Origin of the sequence: Pedobacter miscanthi, from assembly GCF_032678605.1 — a bacterium.
Taxonomy (GTDB): domain Bacteria; phylum Bacteroidota; class Bacteroidia; order Sphingobacteriales; family Sphingobacteriaceae; genus Pedobacter; species Pedobacter miscanthi_A.
The window spans coordinates 24173-44388 of the sequence record NZ_JAVTSU010000013.1; the positions used below are offsets into that span (position 1 = coordinate 24173).

General features: G+C 38.2%; 11 protein-coding genes. 1 reads left to right on the forward strand and 10 read right to left on the reverse strand.

The features are described 5' to 3' along the window. Nucleotides 1–96: 96 nt before the first annotated feature. From R2R28_RS19070 to surE, 10 genes are all read right to left on the reverse strand, one after another. Nucleotides 97–657, reverse strand: a complete 561-nt coding sequence (locus tag R2R28_RS19070) for a discoidin domain-containing protein (RefSeq protein ID WP_316827277.1) — start codon at nt 655–657, stop codon at nt 97–99. A gap of 759 nt (nt 658–1416) precedes the next feature. Continuing rightward, complete coding sequence (locus R2R28_RS19075) at nt 1417–2292, reverse strand: ROK family protein (protein ID WP_316827278.1); 876 nt, start codon at nt 2290–2292, stop codon at nt 1417–1419. A gap of 66 nt (nt 2293–2358) precedes the next feature. Further along, nucleotides 2359–4626 (reverse strand): GH92 family glycosyl hydrolase, encoded by a 2268-nt coding sequence (locus R2R28_RS19080; protein ID WP_316827279.1) that lies wholly within the window; start codon nt 4624–4626, stop codon nt 2359–2361. A 109-nt stretch (nt 4627–4735) separates the two neighbouring features. Further along, nucleotides 4736–7180: a glutaminase family protein gene (locus tag R2R28_RS19085; protein ID WP_316827280.1), complete on the reverse strand. Its 2445-nt coding sequence runs from the start codon at nt 7178–7180 to the stop codon at nt 4736–4738. 218 nt (nt 7181–7398) lie between these two features. After that, the gene (locus tag R2R28_RS19090; protein ID WP_316827281.1) at nt 7399–8403 is read right to left on the reverse strand and encodes a LacI family DNA-binding transcriptional regulator; all 1005 of its coding nucleotides are present in this window, start codon (nt 8401–8403) and stop codon (nt 7399–7401) included. Nucleotides 8404–8598: 195 nt separating this feature from the next. Further along, complete coding sequence (locus tag R2R28_RS19095; protein WP_316827282.1) at nt 8599–10275, reverse strand: RagB/SusD family nutrient uptake outer membrane protein; 1677 nt, start codon at nt 10273–10275, stop codon at nt 8599–8601. A gap of 11 nt (nt 10276–10286) precedes the next feature. After that, complete coding sequence (locus R2R28_RS19100) at nt 10287–13508, reverse strand: SusC/RagA family TonB-linked outer membrane protein (RefSeq protein ID WP_316827283.1); 3222 nt, start codon at nt 13506–13508, stop codon at nt 10287–10289. A gap of 1003 nt (nt 13509–14511) precedes the next feature. Further along, nucleotides 14512–15618, reverse strand: coding sequence for a lipid-A-disaccharide synthase (lpxB, locus tag R2R28_RS19105; RefSeq protein WP_316827284.1), 1107 nt, complete (start codon nt 15616–15618; stop codon nt 14512–14514). 159 nt (nt 15619–15777) lie between these two features. Continuing rightward, nucleotides 15778–16050 carry a stationary phase survival protein SurE gene (locus R2R28_RS19110; protein ID WP_316827285.1) on the reverse strand — a complete coding sequence of 91 codons (273 nt, stop codon included), beginning with the start codon at nt 16048–16050 and terminating at the stop codon, nt 15778–15780. Nucleotides 16051–16057: 7 nt separating this feature from the next. Then, nucleotides 16058–16900 (reverse strand): 5'/3'-nucleotidase SurE, encoded by an 843-nt coding sequence (surE, locus tag R2R28_RS19115; RefSeq protein ID WP_316827286.1) that lies wholly within the window; start codon nt 16898–16900, stop codon nt 16058–16060. Between the two features lie 223 nt (nt 16901–17123). Here surE and R2R28_RS19120 point away from each other — a divergent pair, with 223 nt between their 5' ends. Further along, the gene (locus tag R2R28_RS19120) at nt 17124–20057 is read left to right on the forward strand and encodes a M16 family metallopeptidase (protein WP_316827287.1); all 2934 of its coding nucleotides are present in this window, start codon (nt 17124–17126) and stop codon (nt 20055–20057) included. Nucleotides 20058–20216 lie beyond the last annotated feature (159 nt).

The following is a 20216-nucleotide window of genomic DNA, read 5'->3' on the forward strand; positions in this document are numbered from 1 at the left end:
GTTATTGGGTCTATTGATCAGTTGAAATATTTTATTGCCTACCGGTTACCGGCAGGATTAATCTTAACATGTCTTATTTACAAAAACATGAATAGGCTATTGTTGCTCTTCCGGCACTTCAATTACACGCCACTCAGACAACTGAAACAAAGAGCCGTTGTTATTTGCCGTAATACTAAGTCTGTAGTATTTATACAGGACTTTGTTTTTGAAATTATAGGTTTTGGTCAGGTAACGACCCGAAAATGCTTCACCTGTCCTTGTATCAAGATCTACCCAGTTGCTACCATCTGTAGAACCGCTTAATTTCCAGTTTTTAGGATCCCTATCTGGGGCATCGCCACCTGATGTTAAAGTGTAAGATGCCACTTGTTGAGGCGAAGGAAAGGTTAACTGGAGATAAAGGCTAGACTGATAGGGATTGATCAGGAATTTTGTGTTGATGTCATTATCCACCACTTTTAACGAGCCTTCTCCTGCCGAGGCACCTCCAGAGTTTTCAATGTTAACAGAAAGCGCGGCCTTAGCAGTCACATCTACCTTTGCTTTCCAGGTAAAAAGCTCCACCGATGGATACTTTTCTTTACCACATCCAAAAAGTAAAGCTAAAGCAAAGCAGAGCCCGACAGCTTTCTTGGTCATTTTTAAAAGATTCATAATTGATAATTTATTGTTTGTTGGTTATAAAATGTGCAATATTTAGCCGCATGATCAATGATAGATCGGGGAATTCAATCCGTTTTGAAGAAAAGCTAGTGATAAAATGTGCAGAAAATCGCTGATTCAATACATTAACCCTTGTATAAGTTAATGGTGTAAACTACCAGTTTACGGCGATATGATTTTCAGTTAATTAAACGCTAGCCTCTTTTGTATTACGAAGAAAACACTAATGGCGCATGGCATAGCCCGGGCTGGTTTGGTAAGTTTTTAGTCATGATTAGTTTGGTTGGTGTTTGAATAGTTTGGTTTTCCGCAGGACGGAATAGGCATATTAGAATGTAAAATTTACTCCATTTAGTTTTCTCCTCTAATTTTATGAATGGTTAGTTACTTTTTCCTTAAACTAAAACGTTTTAGTTTTCTTTCGTAAAAAAAAGCCTTGATCTGATGATCAACACTTAGCTTGCTATTCAGTTAAATAAAATGTGTAAATAACTGAAGACTAAAACGTTTTATTAAGCAATAATAAGCATATTATTAATAAATCAAGAATTATTTATCTTTTTTTCTCCGGTAAATATTTAAAAAAAGAGTCTACTGATAATGGAAAATGAAAATATCCTACAAAAAATAACTTTTTCTTAAGAAAAAAGAAAAAACAGAGATTAACTACAGAATTACATTATTAAAATTATAATTCTGTAGCTATTTTTAGGGTGTGTTAAAAAAAGACTGCAAACAGCCCGGTAAATATTAAGTAAGGCTTAAATCGCAGCAACTTGCCGCACCAATTAATGCTGCATGTTCTTTAAGTTCTGAGATTTTGATATCGGTTTCTATGCCATTACCTTTAAGCGTAGCAATTAGTTCGGGTGCAAAAGCACTGAAAGATTGTGCAATATTACCACCCACAATTACGGTATCAATTTTATGCTTTTTTATAATCGGGATTAAAAACTGGGCAAGATTATAACCGAATTCCATAAATACCCTGGTGGCAAAATGATCAGTTTCTACTATTTCTACCAGTTCTTTCACCCCATCTACCGTTTTACCGCTAAGCTGGTTAAAACGTTTTACGAACCAGCGCGTAGAAAGGTAATCTTCTGCAATTCCGTCCAAAAATTCGGAGTTCCAAAGGTCCGCATCGAAGGCTTTATAGTTTAAACAAAGCGACGATCCAAGCCCTGTTCCTAAAGTTAGGCCCAATACACTTGCATTACCTTTTGCAGCGCCGGCAAAAACCTCACCCTGTAAAAAACCCGCAGCATCATTTATAAAATGGATGTTCTCTGCAGGAATATCCAACCGTTTGGCCAGTTCTTCTTTAACATTAACCTGATAAAGTGATTTAAACTTATCCTGGTCTTTGATCAGCGAGATTCCTTCGCTGTAATTAAAAGGCCCCGGCATGGCAATACCCACATTTCGTGCGCCATTTTTAATGTTCTGAAAAGCTTTACTGATGATATCACACCATGCTGATAAAATCACTTCTTTATTCTCCTGTGAGTCCACAGGGCTACGCTTGATGGAATCCTTCACCAAAGTTCTTGTTTCCAAATCCACCAATGCGGCTGTAATGTGCGAGCCGCCAATATCTACACCTAATGCAACAGGCTTTTCCATTCTATATTATATTTCTGTTATTTTTTACTAATTTTCATTAATGCGCTAAAAATAGCGATTCAATATCTATTTACTGAGCGAAAATGGCTTATCCTCATCCAAAAGCCCCCTATTTAACGAAGGTTTAACATTCATCTCTAACTTTAATACCCCACCTTTTAATAAATCGCTGTGGTTAATGAAGTTTTTGGTGAAATTTTTGCCATTCAGGCTCGCTGATTTAATATAAACGTGCGCCGCGTCGTTTGCGGGTGCCTCGATTACGAATTTTTTACCATTTTCTAAATTAATGGTTGTTTTTTTAAATACCGGACTACCTAGCACGTACTCTCCTGTGCCGGGTGTAACGCTATAAAAGCCCAGCGCACTTAACACATACCATGAGGAGGTTTGACCCTGATCTTCATCTCCCGGATAACCGTTTTCGGTGGCATCATATAATTTGCGCATTACCTCGCGGGCATGAAACTGCGATTTCCATGGTTGGTTGGCATAATTATACAAGTAAACCATGTGCTGTATTGGTTGGTTGCCATGTGCATATTGCCCCATATTGGCCATTACCATTTCTGTCATTTCGTGGATCATGCCACCATACGAACCTACATTAACTTTATTGGGTTCGGTAAAAACAGAATCAAGCTTGGCGGTAAAGTTATGGTAACCGCCCATTAAATTGATTAAACCCTTAGTATCCTGAAAAACCGACCATTGCCAGTGCCAGGCATTACCTTCGGTAAAGGGTCCGCCCCACTCGGTAGGATCAAAATTTGGCGACCATTTGCCCTCTGCATTTTTGCCCCTCATAAACCTTGTTGAAGGATCGTAAACATTTTTATAATTATACATGGGTTTTTCAAAAACTTCCATATAATGTTTATTGCCTATCATTTTAGCCAGTTCGTAGGCGCAATAATCATCGTAAGCGTATTCAAGTGTTTTCGCGGTAGCCTCCCTATATTTTGGATAAGGCACGTAGCCCAACTGGTTGTATTCGGTTACCCCATCCCGCCCGTTTGCAGGCCCCCATGGCCCTTTATTCATGGCTTCGTGATAATATGCATCTAATGCTTTTTTCGGATCGAAGGTTTTGATTCCTTTTGCCCAGGCATCGGCCAGTAAAGAAATGGCATGGTTACCAATCATGCTTCCAGCTTCACTTGGGAATGACCAGGAAGGTAACCAACCACATTGTTCATAAGCATCGAGCATAGCCTGCATGTAACGGCCGTGCATTTCGGGTTGTACCAGGGTATTTAGAGGAAACTGCGCACGGAAAGTATCCCAGAAACCGGTATCGGTAAACATGTATCCATCGTGTACTTTACCATCATAAGGACTAAAATAATAAGGTTTTCCAGCTTCGTTAATTTCGTAAAACTTTCTGGAAAATAAACTCGCCCTGAAAAAACAAGAGTAAAAAGTTTCCATATCGGCTTTTGATCCACCTTCTACCTCTATTTTACCAAGCGATTTGTTCCAAACTGCAGCCGCATTGGCCCTGGTATCTTCTACAGTTTTATCGTTGCCTAACTCTCTTTTTAAATTAAGTTCTGCCTGTTTTAAGCTGATATAAGAGGAAGCGGTTTTAACCTGCACTTTTGTGCCCGATTCGAACTGGACAAATGCACCTTTTCCTAAACCTTCGGCAGTTAGTGAATCTTTATTAACGGTATTACGCTTGTTCTCCCAGGTACCATAAGATTTAATGGCTTTATCGAACTGAATCACAAAATAGCTTTTCCAGCCACGTTTAAAGCCTTCACCATTGTTTACCCAACCAGTGATTTTGTTCTCTTTGGGATAAATCTGCACACCGCTTAAACGGGTGTATCCATCTAAAACCAAAAAGCTCCTTTTACCTTTTGGATAGCTGAAACGCAGGTGTGCACCTCGTTCTGAGGGCGAAATTTCAGTGGTAATCTCGTTTTCGAACTTTACTTTATAATAGTTTGGCCTGGCAATTTCATCTTTATGGCTGAACCTGGTTTCACGTTTATCTTCGTCAACGATCAGGTCATCCACCATTGGCATTAATGAAAAAACGGCATAATCCCTTGTCCATGAACTACATTGATGCGCTTGCTGAAAACCCCTGATTTTATCTTTAAAATATTGATATTTCCAGCCATCACCATTTCTGCCGGTCTGGGGTGTCCAGGTATGCATACCAAAAGGTAAAGCTGTTGTAGGGTAAGTATTGCCCCTGGTAAGTTCGTGTTTGGAATTGGTGCCCTGTAAGGTGTTTACATAGCTGACCCAATTTTTCTGCTGTGCCAATAACCCTTTGGCAGCGAGGCAGCATAAAATGGATGCAATTAATTTAAGTTTCATTTGTGTGTTTGTTTGTGGTTCTTTCCAGCCGGTATAAATCAACTGTATATTAAAAATCAGCATTTGCCTGCATAGGTAAATGGTTGCAGGCAAGGCTGATTAATGTTTTTTATTTAATATTCCATTTATCGGCAAGCATTTTGATAAAATAACCGCCAACAACACTTCTGGCCTGGAAACCTGTCATTTTACCGTTGGTGGTTTCGTGCCAATCGCTCAACGGCACTTTACTTTCGGTTTCGGTAGCATAGCGGTAAATAGGACTAATAAATTTTTGGAAATCGGCTTCGTTATCGGCCAAAGTTGCCGTCCACATAATCCAGTCTGATTTCGAATAGGTTCTGCGGCTATCCAAAGGCACCCCGAAATCTTTTTGTTTGGTTAAGTAGAAATCAATTTCCTTTTTATATACTTCTTTAGGGAAAAGATCCAGTTTTAAAAGTTTATCCCAAATCAGGTTATATTTCTGGCTCCAGGTATTTTTATCATTAAAAGTTAAAGCATAGTGATCGCCGGCATCGGCAAGTTTCATCCAGTTTTGCGCCATTTGTAAAGCAGCAGTGTGGTATTTGGTCGCTACATCGGTTTTACCTAACAACTGCGCCATTTGAGCATAACCACCCAGGGCCACAATCGCTTTTACCGATAAATTTGCATTACGGGCCAGGTGACCAGCAAAATCATCGGTACACAACTGATTGGCAGGATCGAAACCTTCTCTAAGCAGGTAATTTGCCCAGGTTGAAAGTATTTCCCAATGTTTTTCGGCATATTTTGCATTTCCTTCTGCACGGGTAATGGCCGCAGTTAATATAATCATATTCCCGGCTTCTTCTACTGGCATATCCTCGCCGTAAGTTTGACCATTGGCTAAAGGATAAGTACCAAGATCATGCGCAGCAAAAGGTTTTTTCCATTTTCCGCTTTCCGAATAATAGAAAATACCGTTCAGCATGCCTTTTAATAATTCAGGATTATAGACTAAAAACTGAGGCGCCGATGGATAAGTTACATCAACGGTGTTGATGGATCCGTTGCTAAAGTTTTCTTTAGAAAGGAAAAGAATATCGCCATTAGGTGCGTAAACAATTTTATGCGCTGCTATGGCTTGTCTGTAGGCCAACTTACACATTTCTGCATATGCTGTACCCCCTGCTTTTTCGGCATCAGCATAAAGTTTAGCATCAAAAGCAGCACATTTGACTATTAAAGAGGGATATTGGCTATTGGCCTCCACCAGTTGATCTTCAAATTGTTGTGAACCCGATTGCCTCCAAACCGGAGATAGTTTTTCGCCAAAGTATTCTACCGATTTTAAATCATCGTAACCCAGCATTACATACTTTTCTACTGCGGTAGAAGAAACGGCACCGAATGAAATCACACTGCTTAAACTTAAGTTTTTAGCATTTAAAACCTGAGCCTGATCAGGATATTTTGCTGCCATAAAAGCTTTTAAACTTTCGTTCTGTGTAGCAATATACTGTGTAGCCTTAAATTTTGCAGGAGCGGCTACATATAAATAGCCCCAATCAATCCGTACATCATCACCACGTTTTTTTAACACCGGCTGTTCAACTGTACCTGTTTTAAGGATAGAAAGATTGTTTTTAGCACTTTTCCATGCCGAAACTGGCTGGGTTGGCGTATTTACGGCTAGATTTGATGATGCACTAAAGAAAACATCAACTTTATGCGTTTTGCCATCGGTTGATTTTACAGCATAATTGATATAACTGATTGGTCTGGCCGTTAATTTAATATCATTAAGCAATAAAGGAGAAGTAAAACTCACCTGCAGTTCTACTTTACCACAATTAAAAGTATATTTTGTTGTAGTGGCTGCTATTGAAACGTTGGTTTGTGTTGCAGGGGCAATTTTTACTTCTTGCGCTTCTTCTTCTACAATACCAGCATCTAAATGCCTGCCGCCAGCAGTATTTTTGCAATGGATAGCCAATATGTTTTTACCGTTTTGTAAAACACCAGCTTCAATCGGCAGGTAGATATAATCTGATACCCAGCCATTTTTGCTGTAAATTAATTTACCATTAAGGTAAACCATTACATTATCATCGTGATTGAGTTTCAGGTATTTTTTTGCAGAGGTTAGATTGGCTACTTCAAAAGTTCTTCTGAAATAAAGATTACCGGTATTCCATTTTGTTTTATCGGCAAGGTCATCGCCAAATGGCGCATCGCCTTTTTTCCAGGCAGCATCATTGTAAGTATTGGTTTCCCAATCCTTTTCTGGCTGATCGAAAGTATAACTGGCCTGATATTTAATTTCGTCGGCAGCCGGCAATATGGTTTTAAAGGTTTTGCTCTCTTCGCCCATAAAACGATAAAGCTGATCGTCGACTTTTATTACGCCCAATAAAGATTGTTCCTTACCCGTCCAATGTTTGGTTACCGATTGATTTAAGCCATCGCCAAAAGACCAGATGCTAAAATAAGCGTCGTGCGTAATCAGTGGATAAGCCGGTGCTTTATCCTGTGCTTTAAGGCTGAAAGTGAAAAAAAAGGCAATTGCCAGTAAGGAAAGGTTTCTCATAGTCAATATTTGGTTCGTTGCAGCATGATAAATCGTTTTACTTAATTTACCGACCAAATATTTATTCTGACTGAATGAAAGATGAGGGTGATAATTCTATTTAAGATGGATTTTCGTTCTCTAAAACCGCAATAAAGTAAAACGTTTTACTAATTCAATATTAGAGATTTTAAAAATCATATTAAAACCGCTTTTGGTAACATTTGAGTTACAAAATATTAATCCCTGATGATGAGTTTGGCCGGAATGATAACCTGTTGATTTTCGGGTTTGGTTTTAGAAGAAAGCTGTTTAAGAATGAGTTTGATTACATTTTCAGCAATTTCTTCTAAAGGTTGTTGCACGGTCGAAATTCCCGGGGTGTGTAATTCGAAGGCTTCGTGGTCATCATAAGCGATAACCGCAAAGTCATCCCCTATTTTTTTATTGATCTGTTTTAATACTTTAAGGCCGCTAATGGCAAGGTAATTGGTTGCAAAAAGAACCGCATCTATTTTTTTGTTTGCTAAAAGCTGTTTTATCTGCTCAATCGTTTCGCTTTCTTCCTGGTTAAAATGAATCTTTAAAACAAGGTTCTCGTCATATTTGATTCCATTATCTTCCAATGCTTTTTTATAACCATCATAGCGCTCTACAATCTGTTCTACGTTAATATCGGTAGTTACCAGCGCTATATTTTTTTTACCCTGATCGATAAAACTCTGGATGGATTGATAAGAAGCATTAAAATGATCGGCTCCTACGTAACTGGTGTTAATATCGGGCAGGTTCCTGTCGAAAAAGATTACCGGGTTACCATCTTCTAACAGCATCTGGATATCTTCTTCTATTCCTTTAATCGGCGAAATGATATAAGCATCAACTTTACGCGATTTAAACATGTTAATGAGTTCTTTCGCTTTATCAACACTGTTTTCGGTGCTTGAATAGATAATTTTATAGCCTTTTTTATAAGCTTTATCTTCAATTAATCGAGCAATCCTGGAAAAGAAAGAATTGGAAATATCTTCGATGATTAGTCCAATGATATTGGAATTTCCGGTACGCAGGCTCCGGGCAATCTGGTTGGGTTTATATCCACTCTCTGCAATAATTTTTTCTACTTTTTCGATAACCGCTTCACTAATCGATTTTTCTTTTGCTTTACCGTTAATAATAAAGGAAACTGTGGTGATGGATACGTTTGCTTTAACAGCTATATCTTTGATAGAAAGCGATTTCATTTGGCTGGAATTCTTTAAGTTAATCGATTCAAAGCTAAATAAAAATTATAGCTTTTAATTTTTTGCCCGTTATAAAAACGCAATTTAGCATTTTTTATGTTAATCGTTTTAGAAACACCTGCTAAAGACCAAGTAGGCATAAAAATGATACTTAAAACAACAAAAGGCGCCGTATAAGCGCCTTTTGTATCAAAATTAATATCCTGGATTTTGGGTTAACTTAGGATTAAGATCCCGTTGCCTTTGTGGAATTGGGAAGAGTGCTTTTGTTGCTGATGAAGAGGTATGGTCCCACCAGCTTTCGGAGGTGAATTTACCAAAACGGATTAAATCGTCCCTTCTAAAGCCTTCGAAGATAAACTCTCTTCCACGTTCTACCAATAGCTCATTTAAATTTAGAGTTGCTGTAGTATAGGCTTTCGAATCGCGAATACCAGGAGCATATGCACGTTTTTTGGTTAGGTTAATTAAAGCTACGGCATCTGCTGTGGCTGCACCTCCGTTTTTACGCATTAATGCTTCCGCCTTTGCAAAATAAATCCAGGTTAAACGGTAAACATTCCAATCGGTATTGTTGTAATTTGGATCAGGCTGAACGGCTGTCGTGTCTTTACCATTGATCACAAAACCCGGAACCGAATTGCCCAGTTTGTATTTATTAAAACGGACACCACTGTTTTCTTCACCCTCACTCATGTTACTAACAGTAGATCCTGATTTGTTTTTTTGAATATTATCAACAAAAACTAGCGGTAAACCCTGGTACTCTACAGTACCTTGAACTGCTTTGGTTTTGGCATTGGTATCTGCAAATTTATATTGCGGCCCGATTAATAACCACTCACTTCTACGACGATCATCTGCCTCATATTTGTCATACACACCAGGTATAAGTACAATACCATCATTTCCGTTTCTACCTCCTCCATAAATATCCTTTTGGGCAAAATGGAAAAACTCATCAGTCCAGGAAGGTTCGAATTTCGCTCTTGTATAATCGTAAGCAATAGAAAATATAACCTCCTTAGATAGATCATTTGTATTTTTAAATTGGTCTGTGATGGTAGTATCTAGCTGCATTACTCCGTTTTGACCGCCGGCTTCATTATTGATTAATTTATCCGCAGCAGCAATACAATCATCCCAGCGGGCTGTTCCCGACCACACTTCTGCATTTAGATAAAGTTCAACCAACATGGCGTAGCCACTTGCCTGACTCATTCTACCCAGCATCGCTCTAGATAGTTTAGGTACATTATTGATATTATCCTTGATCTCTTTTTCTACAAAATCGAAGACTTCCTTTCTGCTCGATGTACCTGGATAAATCGGATTTGCAGGATCGGCAGGTGCGGTTACAATTGGCACGCCACCAAACAAGTCCATCAACTTAAGGTAGTGAAAAGCGCGAAGTAATTTTAATTCGGAAATAAATTCATCTTTTTCTTTTTGAGTAATCCCCATGGCTGAAATATCGCGTGTACTAATATTTGCAATCGGATCATTACAATAACCTATACCTCCATAGATTAAGGACCAGGCATTGTTTAAACCATCTTCGTCAACTGTCCAACTATGATAATGTAATCTTTTCCATTTACCACTATCTTCGCCGTGTGGCCCTTTAGTTGGCCAGGCCAACTGGTCTGCTGATAATTCTGCCGGTCGCCACCAACCGTCCTGTCCGGAAGGGGTTACCCATGCATTGGCATGAGTATACGGCCTTAAAACTGCAGAGATTACTTCATTTTTATTATTATAAAACTTATCAGAAGGAATTTCGCTATATGCATTTTCATCAAGATTGGTACAGGCACTAGCAATGCCAACCAATAAAAGTAATGCTGTTTGTATGATTGATTTATTTTTCATTGTTATATAAATTAAAAGCCCACATTAACACCGAATAAAAACGATCGTGTACTTGGATAAGCACCACGGTTATCAATACCAGGGCCTAAACCTGTATCCTGAACAAAATCAGGGTCGTTACCTGAATAACCTGTTATAGTAGCCAAATTCTGCCCGGTTGCATATACACGAAGATTACGGATCATTTTTGTTTTAAGCTTAAAGTTGTAACCAATGGTTACCTCATCAATTTTCACATTGGTTCCGTTTTCTAAATAATAGTCAGAATACATATAGGTATCTTTGATCTGGCTATATTTTCCAAAAGCTTCTTTTAAGTAATTGATCCCCGAGATTGACGGATTACCGTAAGATAGTGCTGTGGTATTTAAAATCTGGTAATCGAATTTACCCCTTAAGAAAACCCTGAAATCGAAATTTTTATAGGTAAAATTAGCGGTGTAAGAAGCGTAATACTTTGGTATTGCATTCCCGATTGGAGCAAGGTCTGTAAGGTCTTTATCTTTTGAATTATTGATCTGATCATTACGTACGGCAACACCGTTTCTGTTATAGAACAACCACTTTCCACTTGCATCAAACCCAGCAAAACGTTTGCCATAAAACACACCAAGATCTTCCCCCTCATAGGTTGTAATTGCATCACCAAGAGCTCCAGCCCCACCAATAGTACCGAAGGTTTTATATTTAACGGCATATACATCGTTAGAATATGAATCTAAAGTATTCTTGATTGTACTCCCTGTAAAATCCATACTGAAAGTAAAGTCTTTGGTTTTGATAGCTTGATATGATAAAGCAAGTTCAATACCTTTTGATGAAATTTGCCCAACATTGGCAAAAATGCTTGATTGAACATAAGGTGGCTGAGGTGTGGTGTAAGTATCCAATAAATCTTTGGTAGTACGTTTAAATACATCCAAAGCACCCGTCAACTTGTTATCGAATAAAGCAAAGTCAGCACCAATATTTAACTCGCGTTTGCTTTCCCATTTAAGAAACGGATTTGCATTTCTGCTCGGGCCATAGGTTTCGCGGTAAGCACCATCAGGGTAAAGGTATTTTCCACCTGTACTGAGTGTAACCCTCGATGCATTGTTTTGAAAGCCTGAATTACCTGTTACTCCGTAACCTGCTCTTAATTTTAAATTGTTAACCCATTTTATGTTTTCCATAAATTTCTCCTGGCTAACATTCCAGCCTACGGATACTGCCGGGAAATTTCCCCACTTGTTGTTATCACCAAATCTGGATGAACCTTCTCTTCTTAGGATAAACTGTGCAAGGTATTTTCCATCAAATGCATAATTGATACGGCCAAAGAAAGCGATTAAGGTATTGTCATTTTTAAAACTTCCCATGGCAGCTTTGCCATCTGCAAGCGCCTGGCCGGCATTTAAATTATCCTCGTGGAACTGATCGTTTAAAAATCCGCGATTACTTGCTTTTGCTCCCTCTTCGATATAATAGCGGTAACTATAACCAGCCAAAGCGGTAAATGAATGTTTATCTGCAATGGTTTTAGTATATTGTAAGGTTGGCTCAAAAGCAAAACTCTGAGATAAGAAATTATTTTTAAAAGCATAACCACCATTTGGATAATCGGAATTCTCTACAGATCTTTCACTGGCTATATTTGCATAACCCCCATCTATATAGCTATCTCTTTGTACGGAACCAAAAACAGTTCCTTTTAACCCCGTAATGATATCCAAATCTGCTTTAATATCCGCCGAACTGGTTTGTTGTTTACGATAACTTGTTTCCTGAAATAACCTTGCAAACTGATTTGTACTTTGGTTATCAAAATAATATGATCCATCTGGATTATATATCAACTTGGTTGGGTTTTTGGTTGCTTCTTCTTCCCAACCACTGCCTGTTAATTCATTATCAAAAAAATCGAGTTTAGTACCATTTGCAAGCAGGTTGGCATTATTAAAATTAGTAGCCAGGTTCATCTGGACATTCAATTTATCATTTAATCCTTTTTGATTTACATTTAACCTTAAAGTATATTCTTTACGACCGTTTTCTAAAGCAATGCCTTGTAAATCCCTGTAGTTTATACTTGCACGGTAACTTGTTTTATCAGATCCGCCAGATAATGAAAGGTTATGGTTTTGTGAAAGGTTATCATGATTGACTAAACGATCGTACAAATCTTCACTACCGCCATAATCAATGGCATTAATTTCTTTGGATGCAATTTTTTGCCTAAACTCATCAGCGGTTAAAAAATCTAAGCGGTTTTGGATAAACTCTTTCCTTACATAACCAGAATAATTAAAAGTTGGCGCGCCTGGTTTTCCTTTTTTTGTGGTGATTAAAATTACCCCTGCGTTCGCACTGGTACCGTAAATTGCTGCACCAGAACCATCTTTTAGTACATCAACAGATAAGATATCATCTTGCTGCAAAAGATCGGGGTTACCGCCAGGGATACCGTCGATAACAAAAAGCGGACTAGCACTTCCGGTTACAGAAACAACGCCCCTTAGCTGTACACTCGGACCAGAGTTAGGGTTTGAGCTTCCCCTGGTGATGTTTAACCCTGCTACTTTACCCTGAATCAAATCAATGGCACTTCGGGCACCACTCTGCCTGAATTGTGAAGTATCTACGTGAGCAACCGAAGAAGTAACTTCTTTGGTTTTCAATGTACCATAACCAACCACTACCACTTCATCTAATTTTTGCGACTGTGATGGCACCAAACTGATATTTAATGGTGTAGCTCCGTTACCTGCCGGAACAGATTTACTTTGGTAGCCGATATAACTGAAAACCAACACATCAGTTGGCGCAGTTACATTAATGCTGAATTTACCATTTTCCTGTGTTACGGTACCGCCCGTTTTGCCCTGGATTTTAATTCCAACACCAGGTAAACCGAGTTTCTGCTCATCTACAACAGTACCGGTAATTGTTTTTTGTGCGGCTGATGTTGCTGCAGGAGCGCCAGCAGCTGGTGTTGCAGGCGTTGTTGTGGTTGGCGCCGGGGCCGGACTGGTAGCCGGCGGTGCACCACCAAGAGGATTTGCCGGTACTTTTACCGTATCAGCGGGTTTTGCAACCGGTGTTTTTTTGGTTGTGTCCTTTTTAGTTGTATCCTGCTGGAAATAATAACGGTTGAAATTAATTTTCTCGCTCGTAATTTTCGCAAACAACTGGGGGCTTGAAAGTAGGAACAGGCATAGGAATCCTGACATCCTGAGTAAAATGTTTTTCATTGGCACTCACTAGTTTAGTTTATAATTAGTTACGCAATGCGGCCATATTTCACCAAATTAATAAGAGCAATGAGATTAATTAGTTTTAATTAGGATTTCCGCAAAACGATTTAGTAACGCCTTAAAGGGCATTTTGTTTTAAAAAAAATGAAATCACCCTAAAAATGTTACGTTAATAGATAAAACAAAAATTTACTAATAAATTGAAATTAGATTACGGAAAATTAGTTTTAGAAAAAAAACAAAGGATTTGAGATGACAGGTCCAGAATGTTCTTCATTGCTAGGCACGAAGCAATCCTACGACTATGGGTGGGTAAAAACATTAATTAAATTCCATATTTAGCATGCGCTTTAAGATTGCTTTCCCATAAAAACGGGAAAGGCTGTGCCAGGCAATAGTGAACGATTTATATAACGCTGTTATGATAGAGGTTAGAATTCCCAAATACATCGGAATGGTGATAGATACTTTTAAAAAAGGGAAACTTATGAATAATTGTAATGCCTTGGTAGGATTTTGATGGTGTATTAAGATTAGCTTCGCTGAGCACTTCGTGGTTCCCGCCAGCGCCTATCGTGTGGACACAAATATTAGATTAGTTTTATTTGCTCCTATGCCGCAAGGCATCAAACTTTTGAGGCATCAAAAGTATGCAAAAATGCTTTGTCAATCCAGCAAGGGGCCTTTTACACCATCCCCATACACATCAAAAAAACAGTGGCAATTGTTTTGTTTGTTAGGGCTGGGTGAAAAGTTTTTGCAAACATGAAACACAAAACCACTGCGTTCTAGGTTTGATAGTGCCATTTGTACTGCTGTACGCCTGTCTTTTTGATTTTCCTGGCCCTGGGGATTGACGGAGTTCTTCGGTAAGGGCTGTGTTATTTCAAAGCAAGCTAGCATAACGCCACAAAAATTTAAAAAAGATGTGTCCACACGGTAAATGACGACCGCTCTATTGGAATCCTTCATCCGATAGCTATCGGATGAAGGATTTTGTTTAAAACCCTAACTTTTCGACAATCAGTTTAGCTGTTTTTGCTGAGGCACCTGGTTTACCCATCAACAAAAGCAATTCATCGTAATTTTTTAACATTTTATTTCTGCCTTCTCCAGCTAAAATAATCCCAAGTTCTTGGCTAACTTTTTGGGTGTTGCAATCTTCCTGGATGAGTTCGGTTACAATCTTTTTGTTTACGATCAGGTTAACCAACGAGATGAACTTAATTTTCACCAGCATCCTAGCGATGGCAATCGAAATGGCGCCTCCTTTATAAACTACTACTTGCGGAACTTTAAACAGCGCAGTTTCGAGTGTAGCCGTTCCAGAAGCGACAACAGCAGCATGTGCATGGTGGAGCAAATTATACGTATTGTTGAAAAGAAGTGTGACCTTTTTATCTCCGGTAAACTGGTGGTAATAAGCTTCAGTAAAAGTTGGTGCCGCAGCAATGGCAAAAATATAATCGGGGTAACTTTCCGTAATGCTCAACATTACCGGCAATAAACGTTCTATTTCCTGTTTACGGCTACCGGGCAATAGCGCAATAATTTTTCCGCCGCCGAGCTGATGATTTTCGCGAAAGTTTAAATCAGGTGTAAATTGTGCAATTTCATCCAATAGAGGGTTACCCACATAATCAACCTGCATACCCCACTCTTTATAAAAATCAACCTCGAATGGTAAAATACAGAACATGTGATCTACAATCCTTTTGATTTTGAGCACCCGTTTCTGATTCCAGGCCCAAACTTTTGGCGAAATATAATAACAAACTTTTATACCATTGGCTTTTGCAAATTCGGCTATTTTTAGGTTAAAACCAGGAAAATCGATCAGGATCAATACATCGGGTTTCCATTTTAGAATGTCTTCTTTACAGGCTTTGAGGTTTCTAAAAATAGTTCTTAAGTTTAATATCACCTCGGTAAAACCCATAAATGCCATATCGGCATAATGTTTTACCAGTTCCCCTCCTTCTACCTGCATTTTATCTCCACCAAAATACCTGAACACAGCTTCGCCATCTTCCGTTTTTAAGGCTTTCATTAAATTGGCGCCATGTAAATCACCTGAGGCTTCTCCGGCTACGAGGTAGTACTTCATAATTGTAATTTTATAGAAAAATCATCACTGCATGTAATATAAAAAGCGTTCGTCATTCCCGCGCAGGCGGGAACCTTAAAGCATAAAACATTAGGATTCCCAATCAAGTTGGGAATGACGAACCGACACAACAAGTTATGATCACTATTGTATTTTCTCTTAAAAAACTTTATATGCAAAAAATGCAAAAGCGCATAAAAATGTTGCCGCCAGTATGCCCCTGCCGATATTTTCTTTATTGTATTTAAAAAATGTTTGCATGGTGTAGGCGTTTATAGCGATACCGCCAATGTATAACAAATCTGCTTTGGCAAGGTAGGCCACATGATGGATAATATACCATGCGATGGAACAAAAGATTGCAGGGATAAACAAACCAATGCCCAAACCTATCCATACCGAATTATTTAATTTTTTTAACCGATCGATCATTGCAGCACTAGCCTAAATTAATACCATCGGGTGCGGCAACTTTTGTACCGCCATTCCCTGGCTTCGAATCATCATTTCCTATAAAATTCCAACTGTTTAGTGCCTGTATGGCATGGTGTGCAGTTAAATCGAACTGAACAGGAACGATAGAAACGTAATTGTGCTCCAATGCCCAGTTATCAGTATCCTCTCCTTTATCAAAATTTTCGAAAACACCCGTTAGCCAATAATACGGACGTTTGTAAGGATCGGTTCTTTCTTCAAACTCTTCCATCCATTTTGCATTCGCCTGACGGCAGATTTTTACGCCTTTTATATTATCTTTCGGAAAGTTTACGTTTAACAAAGTACCTTCGGGCAAGCCGTTTGCCAATACCTGTTCACAGATATTTTTAATGTATTTTTTGGTATGGCTAAAATCAGCATCAGCAGCAAAATCATCTAAAGAAAAACCAATAGATGGAATTTTTTCTATCGCACCTTCTACCGCAGCAGACATGGTGCCTGAGTACAGCACATTAATCGAGTTATTTAGTCCGTGGTTAATGCCAGATACACATAAATCGGGTTTTTTACCTTTAAAAATCTTATTTACAGCAATTTTAACACAATCTACCGGAGTTCCGCTGCATTTATACATTTCTACGCCCTCATAAAGGTCAACTTTATCAAAACGGATCGGTTTACCAATGGTAATGGCATGTCCCATTCCACTTTGCGGGCTATCTGGTGCTACTACCACTACATTGCCCAGCCCTTGCATTACTTCCATTAAGTTTTTAATACCCGTAGCTGTAATCCCATCATCGTTTACAACTAAAATATTTGGTTTTGTGCCCTGCTTTGTCATGGCGGTAAAAATACAGATTTATAAATTCAGGGCACAATAAACCGTGATTTATATGCTAAAATCATTTATTCCTGGCTTTTTAGTTCCTAAATAAAAATTATTTTCGTTCGATAAGGGAAAGCATATATATTTGAATAAATAACTTATTAAAAATGAACGCAGTATTTGAGATCATACTCCAACTAACAAATACGCACTCATAATCATAAACCAAAATCAAACAATGAAATTCAAACTATTTACTTTGGCTTGTTTTCTGATTACAGGTTCTTTAGCGCAAGCACAAACAACCTATCAATGGAAAACAGGAACTTCGGGTGGCTATGCCTATAAGTATGTAACCAACGATCCGACTAAAACCCGTTTTTATACCTTAAAAAATGGTTTAACGGTAATTTTATCTCAGAACAATAAAGAGCCAAATATTACCTATAAAATGGCCGTTAGGGCAGGTAGTAATACCGATCCGCGTACCAATACTGGTTTAGCACATTATTTAGAGCACCTTTTATTTAAAGGAACGGATAAATTCGGGACCTTAAACTATGCGAAAGAGAAACCTTACTTAGATAAAATCGAGGCACTTTACGAAACTTATAACAAAACCACCGATCCGGTTAAACGTAAAGAGATTTATAAAGAAATTGATAAAACTTCGGGTGAGGCTTCTAATTATTCTATTGCGAATGAATACGATAAAATGATGAAATCGATCGGGAGCAACAGCACAAATGCCCATACTTCGGTAGAAGAAACCGTTTACGAAGAGGACCTTCCATCGAATGCCATTGATAAATTTTTAGCCGTACAGGCCGAACGTTTCCGTGCACCTGTTTTCCGTATTTTCCACACCGAGTTAGAAGCGGTTTACGAAGAGAAAAATATCGGTATGGATAACGACGGACGTAAAATGTACGAGAAAATGTTGTACGCATTGTTCCCAACACATAATTACGGACAACAAACTACTATTGGTACCATCGAACATTTAAAAAATCCATCGTTAGTAGAAATCAGGAAATATTACGATAAATATTATGTGCCGAACAATATGGCCTTAATTATGAGTGGTGACATTAATTATGATGATTTAATTAAAAAAATCGATAAGGATTTTGCTTATATGAAGTCTAAACCTTTATCATTATACAATCCTGCACCTGAAAAGCCATTAACACTGGTTCAAAAAGTTGATATTTACGGCCCAAGTGCCGAAAGTTTATACGTTGCTTACAGGGGTTTTGCACAAAATACACACGAAAGTTTATTGCTTGATTTGATCAGCAGTATTTTAGCCAATGGCAAAGCTGGTTTAATGGATATCAACATTAATAAACAGCAAAAAATGTTAAGGGCAGGTGCTGGTTACAATTCAATGAAAGATTACGGTATCTTCATTTTATCGGGTTCACCAAAAGCAGGTCAGAGTTTAGAAGAAGCTCAAAAATTATTATTAGAGCAGGTAGAATTGCTTAAAAAAGGCGAATTTGATGAGAGCCTGATTAAAGCAACTGTTGCAAACATTAAATTATCGGAATTACAGAACTTTGATAACAACGATGTTCGTGCAGATTTCACCATGAATGCCTTTATCCAAAACCGGGGTACGGAGTGGGATAAAACATTGGCCTCAACCGATGCAATGGGCAAAGTAACCAAAAAAGAAATTGTAGATTTTGCCAACAAATTTTTCATCAACAATTATGTTTCCATCTTAAAACATAAAGGTGAAGACAAAAGCATTGTTAAAGTAGAAAAACCATCCATCACCGCTGTAAAAACCAATGTAAACGAGGTTTCTCCATTTACAAAAGAAATTATTGCAGCACCGGTAAAAGCAATTGCCCCTAAATTTTTAGATTACACCAAAGATCTTCAGTTTGGTAAAGCAGGCATTGCTGATGTAATTGCTGTTCAGAACACTGAAAACGGAATTTTCCGCATGGGATACCGTTTCGATATGGGTTCTTACAACTACAAATTATTGCCTTATGCTGCCCAATACTTAGCTTTTTTAAGTACGGATAAATATTCTGCAGAAGATATCAGCAAAGCATTTTATAACATTGCCTGCAGTTATAATGTTAATGTAGGTACTGATGTTACTACTGTTTCGATCAGTGGTTTACAGGAAAACTTTGATAAAGCCGTTGCCCTGCTTGAAGATGTTTTGGCACATTGCAAACCAAACGAAAAAGCTTTAGAAGATTTAAAAGGCCGTTTGTTAAAATCAAGAGATAACGCAAAATTGAATAAATCGTCAATCTTGGGTGGTTTAATGAGTTATGCACAATATGGAAAAGACAATCCTTTCAACTATGGATTAACCAACGATGAGATCAAGAATATGAAATCAGCCGATCTGATTTATATCCTGCACAACCTTACCAACTATAAACACACCATTACTTATTACGGTCCTAAAACTTTAGCGGCATTTTCCTCTGATATTGTAAAAGCACATCCTCTTGCAAAAGAATTTACAGATGCGGCACCGATTAAGAAATTTGTGTACACCAAAACAGATTCGAACAAAGTTTATTTTGCCGATTACGATATGGTTCAGGCAGAAATCCGTTGGGTACGTAACGGAGGATTATACGATCCGGCTAACTCAGCAAAAATTGCTTTATTCAACAACTATTTTGGTGGTGGTATGGGCTCTGTGGTGTTCCAAACCATCCGCGAATCTAAAGCACTGGCTTATTCTACCTTTGCAGTATATTCTTCTCCTAACAGTAAAGAGAAAGAAAATACCATTATCGCTTATGTAGGTACACAGGCTGATAAAATGAACGATGCAGTTGCAGGTATGAATGAATTAATAACTACGCTACCGGAGTCTGACAAATCATTCGATTTATCAAAAACCAACTCATTAAACGGTATAGAAACCAGCCGCATCACTAAAGATGGCATTATTTACACCTATCTGGCGGATAAAAAATTAGGTTTTGATCATGATTCGAGAATTGATGAGTATGCCAACTTAAAACCTTTAACTTTTAATGATGTAAAATCGTTCCACCAAAATAACCTTTCGGGCAAACCTTACAGTTATTGTATCGTTGCTTCAGAGAAAAAAATCAACATGGCCGATTTAGCGAAATTTGGTCCAGTAACTAAATTAAGTTTAGAACAGATTTTTGGATACTAGGAGGGTAGAAAGGTAGAGGGCAGAAGGTAAAAGCCCAAAGCCTAAAATCAATTTTTACAAGCGGTTCTCAGATATGGGGATCGCTTTTTTTGTTTGGTTCAATAGTTCATTGGCCATTGGTTCAGTAGCCATTAGTTAGCATGGTGCAGAAAAAACTCT

Excerpts from the sequence above, each read along its gene's own strand:
- R2R28_RS19070 (WP_316827277.1), bottom strand. The coding sequence starts at position 657 with ATGAATCTTTTAAAAATGACCAAGAAAGCTGTCGGGCTCTGCTTTGCT.
- R2R28_RS19075 (WP_316827278.1), bottom strand. The coding sequence starts at position 2,292 with ATGGAAAAGCCTGTTGCATTAGGTGTAGATATTGGCGGCTCGCACATT.
- R2R28_RS19080 (WP_316827279.1), bottom strand. The coding sequence starts at position 4,626 with ATGAAACTTAAATTAATTGCATCCATTTTATGCTGCCTCGCTGCCAAA.
- R2R28_RS19085 (WP_316827280.1), bottom strand. The coding sequence starts at position 7,180 with ATGAGAAACCTTTCCTTACTGGCAATTGCCTTTTTTTTCACTTTCAGC.
- R2R28_RS19090 (WP_316827281.1), bottom strand. The coding sequence starts at position 8,403 with ATGAAATCGCTTTCTATCAAAGATATAGCTGTTAAAGCAAACGTATCC.
- R2R28_RS19095 (WP_316827282.1), bottom strand. The coding sequence starts at position 10,275 with ATGAAAAATAAATCAATCATACAAACAGCATTACTTTTATTGGTTGGC.
- R2R28_RS19100 (WP_316827283.1), bottom strand. The coding sequence starts at position 13,508 with ATGAAAAACATTTTACTCAGGATGTCAGGATTCCTATGCCTGTTCCTA.
- lpxB (WP_316827284.1), bottom strand. The coding sequence starts at position 15,618 with ATGAAGTACTACCTCGTAGCCGGAGAAGCCTCAGGTGATTTACATGGC.
- R2R28_RS19110 (WP_316827285.1), bottom strand. The coding sequence starts at position 16,050 with ATGATCGATCGGTTAAAAAAATTAAATAATTCGGTATGGATAGGTTTG.
- surE (WP_316827286.1), bottom strand. The coding sequence starts at position 16,900 with ATGACAAAGCAGGGCACAAAACCAAATATTTTAGTTGTAAACGATGAT.
- R2R28_RS19120 (WP_316827287.1), top strand. The coding sequence starts at position 17,124 with ATGAAATTCAAACTATTTACTTTGGCTTGTTTTCTGATTACAGGTTCT.